We start from the raw sequence: 13373 nt of genomic DNA, 5'->3' as shown, positions 1-13373 counted from the left end.
AGCAAATGAATATAGCGAAGACTCAAATCGCCAAGCTAAGCAAACCTAAGCAGGATTGAAGATAGGAAAAGGTCTGACTGCGCCAAATTGACAATCAACTAATGACCGACGTTGGTGTTCCACGAGGAATGCAAAAACGAAAGCACACTGCTTCGTCGCCCCCGGCACTGGTCAAGGTCACGCGACCGCCCAGTTGCTCCGCGATACGGCGAACCAGATACAGCCCCAGCCCTGCACCAGGTCGATGCTGGGTATTTTGACCACGATAGTATTTTTGAAACAAGCGTTCCTGCTCGGCCGGTGCGATGTATTCACCGACATTAACAACATCAAGGCACAAGCTTTCGCCCTCTTCGCTGACGTTGATCCGAATCACATCGTCCTGCGGCGCATAACGATCCGCGTTGGACAGCAGATTGCGCATGGCGATACGTAAAAGCGAGGCATCACTGACAAGCTCACCGGGTACGTTCGCCGACACACAAACAATACGATCTGCTGGAAATTCCTGTATCAATCCCGACAACAGAACATGAATATCGCAATCGGTAGAACGCACGACCGAACTCACCTCACGCATTCTGTCCTCGGACAAATACTCGTCCACCAAGCCCAACAATCGCATCGCTGCCTCACGAATGTTGTTGCAGCGGGCCAGATTCTTTTCTACCGAGGCCGACAGATTACGGCCCAGTTGCTGCGCCGATGTACCAATAATGGCCAGTGGCGTCCGAAATTCATGTGAAACCATTGCCACAAAATCGCGCTGCTCGTCACGCACTTTGCGCTCCAGCTCCAACGAACTGCGCAGTTCACCTTCCAGCAATTCGCGCCGACGAATTTCTTCGCGCAATTCGGCCGTACGCGACTTCACCTCGCGCTCAAGCTGTAGACTGTGCTGACGCGCGAGATTCGCCGCAAAATTCGCCTGCCGCCGTTCTTTCTCGCGTCGCTGCCTCTCGTGTCGCCCAATGATGTAAAGGCTGAGGAGCAGCATATGCAGCATGCCGCAAAACGTCGCCACATTTTCAGTAAACCAATTGACCGGCAACATTCCCAAATTACGTAAAAAAACGATGAAGATGCTTGCGTAAAAAGGACCGAAAACCAGCAAAAAGAAACGTGCCGGCCGCCATCCTCGCCAACATAGATACCCAGACAGAAGAAAAAATCCCATCGAGAGCAGCAAAGCCAATGGCTGCGCAATCTGCATCCCGCTACCGTAATAACCGAGCAAAACCAGCAACAAACTTAGCGCAATCAGCACACCGGATGACAGGATCGTGAATCGCACAAATCGCGGGTAAAGTCTGGCGAGTTCGAGCTGCCGGAACGCAACGAATACAGCCGAAAAGATGCTGAGCGCGATACCACACCCCAGCAATCGATCACTCCAGCCTACTGATATATGCGTGATTTGCTGCAACAAACCAAGAGAGAATGCTTCATTGAATACACCGGTACCCATATAAGCAAGAAACAACCCGCTCATGGATGCCCGCGTCGCGCTCCAAAACACAACATGCAAAGCAATTAGCAGTAAATAGAAACCGAAATACAAGCCGTAGAACAAGGTTTCGCGTCGTGTCGCATTGTCGAACGCCAAACGCGGCCAAACCTCAACCTGGGTAGCCAAGGCATTCTTCGTTTTCAGGCGCATCAGCACCACCTCGGTGCCAGTAAATTCAGGGAATTGGAACGCGGCACTGCGATACTCAAATGGCCACGCTGAACGCGTCACGTCTTCGCCACTCGCGCCCAGCAACGTCCATGGCCCACCATCCTTCCCGATGTACACCTTGACGTCGTCCAGCAGCGCATTACTAAAGCGCAATATCCATCCGCCATGTGGATGGATATCGGCAGTGATCGTCAATTTCAGCCAGATCACATCGGAAGTAAAACCGACGTTGACGCCGGCGGCTAAGGCCTTCCAGCCCGCAGCATCTGCCGCATCTTCGACACTGAGCGTCGAAGCAGAGTCACGTAACAGAGAAAGATGGCCCGCGGCATCGAAATGATTGCTGCCTTGATCCAGCTTTAGCGGCTCTGCATGCGCCGTCATGAAAACGAAGCAAAACAACACAACCGTAAAAAACTGACAGACAAACCGGAGCATGTGATGGCAATACATGAAATAACGGCCTTTTACCGAATGACATTCAGCCAACAAAAAATGCCACGCCGAAAAAATCGCGTGGCACTTTTCCCTATTTGCAACACATTAGCAGCGGATTAGTCCGCTGCGCGCACAGATAATCCATTTTACCGAGGGTGCCTATTATAATAATTTGCCACAACGAAATTTGTTCCGCTTTTACTTCGTACGCTGCCACGCCATGATTAATGTCATTCTTCTCGAAGACGAACCCGTACTGCGTGAAGAGCTTCGTGATTTTCTCGAAGAACAAGGCTATATCCCGCATTGCGTGGCGAACCTCAAGGAATTCGACCAATTATTCGATGCCAAACGACACCGCCTGGCGATCATCGATATCGGTCTTCCGGATGGAAACGGCTTGCAACTGATCCAGCGTTTGCGGGAAGCTCAAGACCCGATTGGCATCATCGTCTTTAGCGCACGCAACACCAGTAACGATCGTGTCAACGGACTGAATGTCGGTGCCGATCATTATCTTGGCAAAGGGTGCGATCTCGATGAACTCATCGCAACACTCACTGCGCTAGCGCGCCGCTTGAAACTGTCCTTACCTTCGCCCGCTGGCTGGCAACTCGAACTGGGGCCACGCCGCCTGCTACCACCTTCGGCCCAGGCCGTGCCGCTCTCACAGCAAGATCTGGTCGTTCTGCAATGCCTGATGCGTCAAGCACATCACAACGTCAGCCGTCGTGAAATCATCCATGCCTTGGGTGCAGAATTTCTCGACTACGATCTGCGTCGTATCGATACACAAATGAGTCGTCTACGCCGTCGCGTACACGAGATCAGTGGCGTCTCCCTGCCCATCAAAACCCTGCGCAACGAAGGCTACTGCTTTTACCAAGCCGCGCAGATTCGCGCCTGATTCATCTAATCAATTCGATCGCATCCAGCAATATGCATAGCCGCCAGATGCGGCGCGAGGGAACCAAAGATGGTTCCCTTTTTTTCAGTCTAGTCCGTCACAACACAATCGCACACGCCGCATCGAACGTCAGGCGCGGCAGACGCGGTTTGATCTTGTCGTGATCGCCATAACCGATGCTGCACAGGAAGTTGGCCTGAACCTTGGTGCCAACGAAGAAAGTCTCATTGACCTTGTCGGCATCGAAGCCGGACATGGGTCCGACATCCAGCCCGATCGCACGCGCAGCCAGCATGAAGTACGCGCCTTGCAATGACGAATTGCGGAAAGCGGTTTGCTCGGCCAGCGCCGGATTTGCATCCATCAGGGATTGCACATCCATCGGCGGATACAATTGCGGCATCTTGCGCGCGAAGGCCATGTCCATGCCGATGATGGCGGTGATGGGCGCGCTTTTGACTTTCTCCACATTCCCCGGCGAGACGCAGGCTGCCAGCTTTTCCTTGGCTTGTGGCGACTTGATGAAAGCAATCCGTGCCGGGCTGCTGTTGAATGCCGTCGGACACCATTTCATCAATTCGTAAATCTCGCGCAACTGGCCGTTGGTCACCGGCTTGTCGAGCCAGCCGTGGTTGGTATGCGCTTTCGTGAAAAGCGTATCGAGGGCTTCCTGATTCACCATGTTCGATTCCATTCTGTTGTTAGGACGACGTGCACGCCGTTAAAGCGGCTATGGTAACGGAAACCGCCGCTGCGGGTATGCCATGGCCGACGTACAATAGCGGCTGATCGCCCTTCGCCGCTTTTGCCTCCGACACTCATGTTATTTACACCTTCGCAACACGACGTGCGCCGCTTCTTTTGCGAAACCTATCGCAAGAGCAACGACAACACCATCCTCACGCCGCTGGAGGCAATCGCGCGCGACTGGCTGGTGCAGCACCCGGAGTATGCGAACGATTTCGCCAATGTGGAGGAAGCGCTGGCGCGCGATTACTCGGTGGAAAACGGTCAGACCAATCCCTTTCTGCATCTTTCAATGCATCTGTCGATTGCCGAACAGATTTCGATCGACCAACCGCCGGGCATTCGTGCCGCTTTCCAGAATCTGTCACGCCGACTGGATTCCGAACATGAAGCGCATCACCGCATCATGGAGTGTCTGGGACAAATGTTGTGGAAGTCGCAGCGTAGCGGCACGCCACCGGATGGTATCGAGTACATTGACTGCATCAATCGCTGCGGAAGCTGATCGGACTGACTCTCGCATTCCATAAAAGCGGAATGAAGTTGCTCGCGGACGACGACACAAAAGCGGTACTGTCATCGATTTCATGCAAATAACCGTCGCAATATCAAGCTCTGCTTAAAAGCACCCGCAATTTCAGGCACTGAATAAGAAATGCCGCTTGAAACAAGCGGCATTTCTTTTTGACGTGCAACTGCGGTTCTATTTCCGCAACACCAGCGTCCCCGGCAAGCTCGACAGATATGCCGCGATATTCTCGATATCCTGATTCGACAGCTTGCGCGCTTCCGGCACCATAATCGCATTGGCACGCCCGTTCGTGCCTTCGCCACCACGCTTGTACGCCGTCAAGGCATGCTTGAGGTAATCGCGGTGCTGCCCGGCCAGATTGGGGTACGCTGGGTCGATCGGTGTCTTGAAATCAGCACCGTGGCATTGCGCGCAGTTGAATTTGGCGACTGCCGCCTTGCCAGCTTCGATACGTTTGTCGGCATGCGCAGAAAAAGGCAGCAGGGCCGCCAGCGAGAATGCCGTCAATGAAAGAATCGTCTTCATGTCTGCGCTCCCTTATTTCTGCTGCGAGTAATACGCAGCCACATCGGCAATGTCCTGATCGGACATGCTTTCGGCGATACCGCGCATGGTCGGATGCGAACGCTCGCCCTTCTTGTAGGCATTGAGGGCATTGATGATGTACTTCGCGTTTTGCCCGCCGATCATCGGCACCTGATAAACCTCGGGAAACGTCGCCTTATAGCCTGGAATGCCGTGGCATCCGATACACATGGCTACCTTGTTTGCCGCTGCCTTGGCATCACCAACAACTTCAGCCGAAACAGCACTATTGGCGAGACTCGCTAACGCGAGCACTGCAAATAATTTTTTCATGTTAGCTGCGGATAAGTTAGTCGAGACTGCAGGATGAAGCGTTGTGCGACGGGATGAAGATGAGGCGGTGTCGCACGGAAAGGCGAGTTGATTCTACATCAAGAAAAATATCCGTCCAACCTTCCGTAAAAGGCATTGTTGCAATCAAGGCAACCTGTTTAGCCACGAGATGGCGGTTCGTCCGCATCGCTATCGCTGGCAACATCCTGCGAATCGCCGGCTTTCACTTCAGCGATGGTACGGCGATGCAGACCGATGGGCAGGAAAAAAGTCAATGGTGACAGCGTGATACGCCGCAGAACCGAACGATACACAACGCGCCGCACCCGACGCGACACGTCCCGCGCACGCAAAGCCAGCATCAGCGCGCACGTAAAGGCCACGCCAACATTCAGCAACCCGATCGCCACCAGACCGCCAAACGCGAGCCAGAACTCTGTGGTCAACAATACCGGCCATCCCAGGCTGATCGTCGCCACCGCCAGCGTAGCTGCAGACAAGGCCACATGCCGAATCTCGACCGGCAAACCGAAGAAATGGGCGATAGCTGGGACCATGCCTAGCAAGATGGCGAGCGACAGATTCCCGACAATACTGGCGACATTGCGTTCCAGCCATGCGGCAAAGCGCTCGGCACGCGCCGCGCCCATCGCATGCACGAGACGTCGATGATTCGCCAACGATACCTTCAGGCGCCGCAAGGCAAACCAGTTGTCGGCATAACCAGAAAACAAACTGGCAAGCCACAGCAGCAGTCCGGTAAACGCAGCAAACAAAGGCGTCAGACCCACCACCGACAATGAATGCAAGGCAGCGTGTGCAGAACCGGGGTTGATCAACGGTCGCTCCATCATCAACAGCATGGCAGCGCCCATGCCAACGATCATCAGCGTCACGGTGAATACATTGCCAAACACGGCAGCCGCCTGCGAACGCAGCAAGGCCGCAATCTGTGTCAGCAAGGAACGCAACCCTTCTATCGTATCCAGCGCCCCCATCTTGGCCGCCATCGCCGATGCCGTGATGACGGGCTGCCGTGCCGCCAGCACGCCGCCAATGGCGGAAACCAGCAAAAAGCCGACCGCAAAATTCAGCGATAGGAAAAAGCCTTCGAAGAATTCGGCAAAGCGCGCGCGATCGATGCCGAACTTGAGCAAGCCCGTGAAGGCCAGCACCAGACCGCCCAGCATCGCCGCCTTCAGCATGCGGCCGTATTCGCGGCGATCGTTGGCGATGTAGAGTTCGCCGTGATACGCCGTGCGTTCGACGATTTTGCGCGCCAGCAGCGAAAAACTGCGACGAATCAGATCGCGCACCGATGAACGATGATGGTGCGCCGTGATCAGATCGACCAGTACGGCCTGTATCTGTCCCGAGCCCGATTCCGAATACGGCGCATTGCGCAGTTCCAGCAGCCGGCCGATGCGATGCAGTTGCGCGCGCATGCGTTCGAGGTGATACACCAATCCGACCGACATGCCGAATTCGTCCAGATGCGCGTAGATGCGGTCGGTCTGCGCCTGGCATACCGCCAGCAACATGCGCACGCTGCGCAAGGCGGCCTGATCGCGCGTATTGGTGATCAGGTAATGCTCGAGTTCGCGCCGCAATGACATGAACGGCGTTGCCAGCAATTGCATGCGCGGTTCCAGCCGCTGACGGAACGCCGGACTGATGCCCACCGCCACCACCATCTGCACCAGATACAGCATCGCTTCATCGATCTGCTGGCGATAGCCATGCGCGATGCCTTCGTCCCCGCAGAGTTTCCACAAGCGCGCCATGGTGCGGTCATCGAGTTCCAGCAGCCATTCGGCATCCGACACGTCGGGAAACATCAGCGTGAACAGCGTGGATAGATCATGCTGCCCCAGCGGCTTGGGCAGAAACAACTTGAGCAAGCGCTCGGAGAGTTCGGAAAAGAATGCCGATTCGCGCGGCATGCCGGTGGACGAGAACAGCTCATGCCCGGTCGCTTCACGCAGTGTCTTGCGCAAGGTCGCTTGCACGGCCTGCCGCGCATCGCGATGCGCATCCAGCCAATCCAGCAAAAAACGCAGGCGATAGTGCTTGAGTCGCCGCCATTCATCACGGCCCAGCAGAGATACCTTGGGTTCATGGCGCAGCCAGTCGGCCAGATCGATCATCCAATTGGCGCGCGCATGCCAGGAAGCGGCAGGATCGGCGCGGCGCACCAACGACTCGATCTGCGGCACGTACTGCGCATGATCGGCCTGACGGCGCAGCGCACCACGGCGAAACCTGCGCCAGACGGCGCAGATTCGTAAAAACGATATTTTCATTCTATTGATTGCAATCAGGCGCTGATGGGAAGCGCGGCAACAGGATGCCGGTTTGCCGTTTGCAAAAAGTCATCCCCGCTCTCGCATATACTTCGTCTTCTCTTCCTTGATCTTTTTTTTCTGACAACTGCCATGCGACACGATACACGCTTCGAAGGTTCCCGCAATTATGTGACGACGGACGACCTGAAACTGGCTGTCAACGCCGCGCTGACCCTGCAGCGGCCTTTGCTGATCAAGGGTGAGCCCGGCACCGGCAAGACCATGCTGGCCGAAGAAGTTGCGGAAGCGCTGGGCATGCCCTTGCTGCAATGGCATATCAAATCGACCACGAAAGCCCAGCAAGGTCTTTACGAATACGATGCGGTTTCGCGCTTACGCGATTCGCAACTCGGCGATGAACGCGTCAAGAACATCGAGAACTACATTATCAAGGGTGTACTGTGGCAAGCCTTTACGGCGGAAGAACAAGTCGTGCTGCTGATCGACGAGATCGACAAGGCCGATATCGAATTCCCCAACGATCTGCTACGTGAACTCGACCGCATGGAATTCCACGTCTACGAAACGCGCGAGATGGTGCGTGCCAAACATCGCCCGCTCGTCATCATCACGTCCAACAATGAAAAGGAACTGCCGGACGCCTTCCTGCGCCGCTGCTTCTTCCACTACATCAAGTTTCCTGATGTGGAAACGATGCGCCAGATCGTCGCCGTGCACTTTCCGCAGTTGAAGCAGGATTTGCTGGTGCATGCGCTAGACGTGTTTTACCAGTTGCGCGAGATTGGCGGACTGAAGAAAAAACCCTCGACGTCCGAACTGATCGACTGGCTCAAGCTGCTGCTGGCCGAAGACATTCCAGCCGAGGCGTTGCATAGCGGCGATACACGCATCAGCGTGCCACCGCTGCATGGCGCCCTCTTGAAGAACGAGCAGGATATCGGCCTGTTCGAGCGCCTCGTACATATGGCGCGCACCAATCGCTGATGCACCTTCGCGCTTGCCATCCATGATCGCCCGGCCATGCTGATCGACTTCTTTTACACCCTCAAGGAAAACGGCGTTCCCGTTTCGATCAAGGAGTTCCTGCTCCTGCTCGAAGCGCTGGAGAAGCGCGTGGTCGATTGCTCGTTCGATGACTTTTACTATCTGGCGCGGCTGATGCTGGTCAAGAACGAAGCGCATTTCGACAAGTTCGACCGTGCCTTCGCAAGTTATTTTCAGGGCATCGAAGCCAGCTTCGACGAGAAAGCGGCAATTCCGCTCGACTGGCTGGTCAAGCGCGCGATGCGCGAACTGTCGCCGGAAGACAAGGCACGTCTCGAAAAATTCGGCTACGACAAGCTGCTCGATCGACTCAAGGAATTGCTAAAGGAACAGAAAGAGCGCCACGAAGGCGGCAGCAAGTGGATCGGCACCGGCGGCACGTCGCCTTTCGGGCACGGCGGCTACAACCCGGAAGGCATCCGTATCGGCGGCGAAAGCACGCATCGCCGCGCCGTCAAGGTGTGGGAAGAGCGCCAGTACCGCGATTACGATACCTCGCGCGAAATCGGTACGCGCAACATCAAGGTTGCCCTGCGCCGTCTACGCCGCTTTGCGCGTGAAGGCGCCGCCGATGAGCTCGCCCTCGACGACACCATCCGCGCCACCGCCAGCAATGCCGGTTACCTCGATCTGCGCATGCGCCCCGAGCGGCGCAACAATACCAAGGTGCTGATGCTGTTCGATGTGGGCGGCTCGATGGACGATCACATCCAGCGCACCGAAGAACTGTTTTCCGCAGCGCGAACCGAATTCAAGAACATGACGTTCTTTTATTTCCACAACTGCGTCTACGACCATCTATGGCGTCACAACAGTCGCCGCGGCAGCGAACGTTTCGATACGTGGGATGTGCTGCGCACCTATCCGCCGGATACGCGACTGATCTTCGTTGGCGATGCCACCATGAGCCCCTACGAAATCCTTGCCAAGGGCGGCGCGATCGATCATCACAACGAGGAAAGCGGTGCCGAGTGGATCAAGCGCTTCACGCAGGCGTTTCCCAGCCATGTATGGCTCAATCCCGAACCCGAGCATCTGTGGGACTACCGGCAATCGATCGCCATCATGCGCAAACTGATCAGCGACCGCATGGTGCCGCTGACGCTCGATGGCCTCGAACGCGGCATGCGGCTGTTGAGCAAGTAGCCGATGGCCCGTCAGATTACTGTCTGCCAACCATCCAATCGGGCATATTCATCGGCTTGCGCCCGGCTCCACGCCATGAAAAGCCCGTCTTTTCCCGCCTGTATCGGGAACCCTTTGCCATCCTTGGCAGCCATATGCCCGGATGGCGCGGCAGACCATGTTTCTTCTTTGCAAAGCCGGGCGGCCCCTTTTTTATTAGAATGCACAAACCTTAATCTGGAAAAATGCCGGCAAACCCGGTTCCCGACTCACTTAGCACCTTCGCAAGATTGAATGGCAACGAAAAAATCCCCAGCAGACTATAGCGAATCGTCCATCCGCGTTTTGAAGGGACTGGAACCCGTCAAGCAGCGCCCCGGCATGTACACCCGGACCGAAAATCCGCTGCACATCATCCAGGAAGTGATCGACAACGCCTCCGATGAAGCGCTCGGCGGCTATGGCAAGAACATTCAGGTCACGCTCAATGCCGATGGCAGCGTCAGCGTGGAAGACGATGGCCGCGGCATTCCAGTCGGCCTGCATCCTGAAGAAGGCGTGCCAACGGTCGAAATCGTCTTTACGCGCCTGCATGCGGGCGGCAAGTTCGACAAGGGTTCGGGCGGTGCCTATGCATTCTCGGGCGGCCTGCACGGTGTCGGCGTATCTGTCACCAACGCATTGGCCAAGCGCCTCGAAATCACCGTGTGGCGCAAGGATGGCAACAACGGCGTGCATACGCTGGCCTTCTCTGGTGGCGATGTGATCGAGCCGCTCTCTTCGCGCGGCTATCAGCGCGACGAAAAGCGGAACGGTACGCGCGTAACCGTCTGGCCCGATGGCAAATATTTCGATTCGCCCACCATTCCATTGGGCGAACTGCAACGCCTGCTGCGTTCCAAGGCCGTGCTGCTGCCGGGCGTGCGCGTCAGTCTGACGCAGGCAAAAACCGGCGAAACCCAAACCTGGTTTTACGAACAAGGCTTGCGCGGCTATCTGACCGAAGCGCTGGCGCAGACCTCCGGTAGCGACACGCTGATCCCGCTGTTCGAAGGCGAACAGTATGCTGGTGCCGATGCCGACGGCTTTGCCGAAGGCGAAGGTGCGGCATGGATAGTGGCATGGACCGAAGATGGCCCGGTGGTGCGCGAATCGTATGTCAACCTGATTCCCACCTCGAACGGCGGCACGCATGAATCCGGGCTGCGCGAAGGCTTGTTCGGCGCGGTTAAGAGCTTTGTCGAAATGCATTCCCTGCTTCCCAAGGGCGTCAAGCTGTTGCCGGAAGACGTGTTTGCGCGCGTCTCCTTCGTGCTGTCGGCCAAGGTGCTCGATCCGCAATTCCAGGGCCAGATCAAGGAACGCCTGAATTCGCGCGATGCGGTACGACTGGTTTCAACCTTCTCGCGCCCTGCTCTCGAACTGTGGCTGAACCAGCACGTCGATTACGGCCGCAAGCTGGCCGAACTGGTCATCAAGCAGGCACAGAGTCGCTTGCGCTCGGCACAGAAAGTCGAGAAGAAAAAATCCTCCGGCGTAGCCGTGTTGCCGGGCAAGCTGACGGATTGCGAATCGGACGATACGTCGCGCAACGAACTCTTCCTCGTCGAGGGCGATTCCGCCGGCGGTTCCGCCAAGATGGGCCGCGACAAGGAATTCCAGGCCATCCTGCCCTTGCGCGGCAAGGTACTCAACTCGTGGGAAACCGAGCGCGACCGGCTGTTTGCCAATAACGAGATTCACGATATAGCGGTCGCCATCGGCGTTGATCCGCATGGCGTCAACGATGAGCCCGACTTGTCGGGTCTGCGCTACGGCAAGATCTGCATCCTGTCCGATGCAGACGTTGATGGTTCGCACATTCAGGTCCTGTTGCTGACGCTGTTCTTCAAGCACTTCCCCAAGCTCATCGACAAAGGTCACATCTGCATTGCACGCCCGCCCTTGTATCGCGTCGATGCGCCGGCACGCGGCAAGAAGCCGATCCAGAAACTCTATGCGCTTGACGATGGCGAACTGACGGCCATCGAAGACAAGCTGCGCAAGGATGGCGTGAAAGACAATGCCTGGTCGATCTCGCGCTTCAAGGGTTTGGGTGAAATGAATGCTGAACAGTTGTGGGAAACCACGATGAATCCGGATACGCGTCGTCTGTTGCCGGTCGCGCTTGGTGAATTCGATGCGCCGGTTTCCGAGTCGCGCTTCAACATGCTGATGGGCAAGGGTGAAGCAGCAGCAAGGCGTAATTGGATAGAAGAACACGGCAACGAAGCCGAGGCCGACATCTGACGGTTCACATAGCGGGGCGATGACGGCGTTGCGAAGCCCTTGCCGTGCCACGGCACTGCCAGCGGGCCTCGCGCCTTGTCCTCACCGCGCTATGCGAACCGTCGCAACCGCCATGTTTTCCGATACGTTGGATGCACCTGAGAAAAACGAATGACCGTGATGCGCTATGTCTCTGCATCGCGCCATGCCACGAATAACTTTGCAAGAAAACGATGACGACTGATCAAATCAATCTTTTCGAAGAACCCGCTGCACCAAACGATGGCGAATCGCTGACGCTCGCGACCTTTGCCGAGCGGGCCTATCTCGACTACGCCATTTCCGTCGTCAAGGGGCGTGCGTTGCCTGATGTGAGTGATGGGCAGAAGCCGGTACAACGGCGCATTCTGTATGCGATGAGCGAACTGGGGCTGGATGCCAGTGCCAAGCCGCGCAAGTCCGCTGCCGTGGTAGGCGACGTGCTGGGCAAGCTGCATCCGCACGGCGATCAATCCGTGTACGACGCGCTGGTGCGCATGGCGCAGGATTTTTCGTTGCGTTATCCGCTGATCGATGGTCACGGCAACTTCGGTTCGCGCGATGGCGACGGGGCGGCAGCGATGCGTTACACCGAAGCGCGCCTGACGCCGATCAGCAAGTTGCTGCTCGATGAAATCGACATGGGTACCGTCGATTTTCAACCGAACTACGATGGTTCGACCGATGAGCCGCGCCTGCTGCCAGGCCGCCTGCCGTTCGTGCTGCTGAATGGCGCATCCGGTATTGCAGTGGGCATGGCAACGGAAATTCCTTCGCACAATCTGACCGAAATCGCCAAGGCCGCCGTTGCACTGATTCGTAATCCCAAGCTGTCGCATGCCGAACTGATGGAGCTGGTGCCGGGTCCGGACTTTCCCGGTGGCGGCCAGATCATCACGTCGCCAACGGCAATCAGCGATATGTATGCCAGCGGCCGCGGCAGCCTCAAGGTGCGTGCGACGTGGAAGATTGAAGACCTGGCGCGCGGCCAGTGGCAAGCCATCGTAACCGAACTGCCGCACGGTGTGTCGGCCCAGCGCGTGCTGGAAGAAATCGAGGAACTGACCAATCCGAAAGTCAAACTCGGCAAAAAATCGCTCTCGCCTGAACAGCTTGCGCTCAAACAAACCGTATTGTCGATGCTCGATACCGTGCGCGATGAATCCGGCCGCGACGCGCCGGTGCGTCTCGTGTTCGAACCCAAGTCCCGCAATCAGGACGCAACCGAATTCACCAATTTCCTGCTCGCGCATACCTCGCTGGAAACCAGCGTCTCGGTCAACCTCGTGATGATCGGTGCCGATGGCCGTCCGCGTCAGAAAGCACTGGGCGATATCCTGCAGGAATGGATCGGCTTCCGTTTCGATACCATCACGCGCCGTACGCAATTCCGTTTGCAGAAAGTCGATGATCGCATCCACATCCTTG

11 protein-coding genes are annotated in these 13373 nt (G+C 56.6%); 6 read left to right on the top strand and 5 right to left on the bottom strand.

Going from position 1 to position 13373, the window contains the following annotated elements:
- Window positions 1-94: 94 nt before the first annotated feature.
- Window positions 95-2065 (bottom strand): sensor histidine kinase, encoded by a 1971-nt coding sequence (locus QZ725_RS02745; RefSeq protein WP_293776098.1) that lies wholly within the window; start codon window positions 2063-2065, stop codon window positions 95-97.
- Window positions 2066-2339: 274 nt separating this feature from the next.
- On the opposite strand from QZ725_RS02745, the gene QZ725_RS02740 reads away from it, so the two are divergent.
- Window positions 2340-3026, top strand: a complete 687-nt coding sequence (locus tag QZ725_RS02740) for a response regulator transcription factor (protein ID WP_293776097.1) — start codon at window positions 2340-2342, stop codon at window positions 3024-3026.
- Window positions 3027-3123: 97 nt separating this feature from the next.
- Here the strand turns inward: QZ725_RS02740 and QZ725_RS02735 are convergent, their stop codons facing one another.
- Window positions 3124-3708 (bottom strand): malonic semialdehyde reductase, encoded by a 585-nt coding sequence (locus QZ725_RS02735; protein WP_293776096.1) that lies wholly within the window; start codon window positions 3706-3708, stop codon window positions 3124-3126.
- A 138-nt stretch (window positions 3709-3846) separates the two neighbouring features.
- Here QZ725_RS02735 and QZ725_RS02730 point away from each other — a divergent pair, with 138 nt between their 5' ends.
- Window positions 3847-4278, top strand: coding sequence for a DUF1841 family protein (locus tag QZ725_RS02730; protein WP_293776095.1), 432 nt, complete (start codon window positions 3847-3849; stop codon window positions 4276-4278).
- A 198-nt stretch (window positions 4279-4476) separates the two neighbouring features.
- On the opposite strand, the gene QZ725_RS02725 is transcribed toward QZ725_RS02730, so the two are convergent.
- The 3 genes from QZ725_RS02725 to QZ725_RS02715 form a co-directional block, all read right to left on the bottom strand.
- The gene (locus QZ725_RS02725) at window positions 4477-4830 is read right to left on the bottom strand and encodes a cytochrome c (protein ID WP_293776094.1); all 354 of its coding nucleotides are present in this window, start codon (window positions 4828-4830) and stop codon (window positions 4477-4479) included.
- 12 nt (window positions 4831-4842) lie between these two features.
- The gene (locus QZ725_RS02720; RefSeq protein ID WP_293776093.1) at window positions 4843-5163 is read right to left on the bottom strand and encodes a cytochrome c; all 321 of its coding nucleotides are present in this window, start codon (window positions 5161-5163) and stop codon (window positions 4843-4845) included.
- Between the two features lie 158 nt (window positions 5164-5321).
- Complete coding sequence (locus tag QZ725_RS02715) at window positions 5322-7466, bottom strand: preprotein translocase subunit TatB (protein ID WP_293776092.1); 2145 nt, start codon at window positions 7464-7466, stop codon at window positions 5322-5324.
- 132 nt (window positions 7467-7598) lie between these two features.
- Between QZ725_RS02715 and QZ725_RS02710 the strand changes: the two genes are divergently transcribed.
- From QZ725_RS02710 to QZ725_RS02695, 4 genes are all read left to right on the top strand, one after another.
- Window positions 7599-8453: a MoxR family ATPase gene (locus tag QZ725_RS02710; protein ID WP_293776091.1), complete on the top strand. Its 855-nt coding sequence runs from the start codon at window positions 7599-7601 to the stop codon at window positions 8451-8453.
- A gap of 36 nt (window positions 8454-8489) precedes the next feature.
- The gene (locus tag QZ725_RS02705; RefSeq protein WP_293776090.1) at window positions 8490-9659 is read left to right on the top strand and encodes a VWA domain-containing protein; all 1170 of its coding nucleotides are present in this window, start codon (window positions 8490-8492) and stop codon (window positions 9657-9659) included.
- 273 nt (window positions 9660-9932) lie between these two features.
- On the top strand, window positions 9933-11927 hold the full coding sequence (locus tag QZ725_RS02700; RefSeq protein ID WP_293776089.1) for a DNA topoisomerase IV subunit B: 1995 nt from the start codon (window positions 9933-9935) through the stop codon (window positions 11925-11927).
- 212 nt (window positions 11928-12139) lie between these two features.
- A partial coding sequence (locus QZ725_RS02695) for a DNA gyrase subunit A (protein ID WP_293776088.1) occupies window positions 12140-13373 on the top strand: 1234 nt, incomplete at its 3' end.

Origin of the sequence: uncultured Oxalicibacterium sp. (assembly GCF_913776015.1) — a bacterium.
GTDB lineage: Bacteria > Pseudomonadota > Gammaproteobacteria > Burkholderiales > Burkholderiaceae_D > Oxalicibacterium.
The sequence above is the reverse complement of the archived record's forward strand: the minus strand, read 5'-3'. Positions and strand labels throughout refer to the sequence as shown.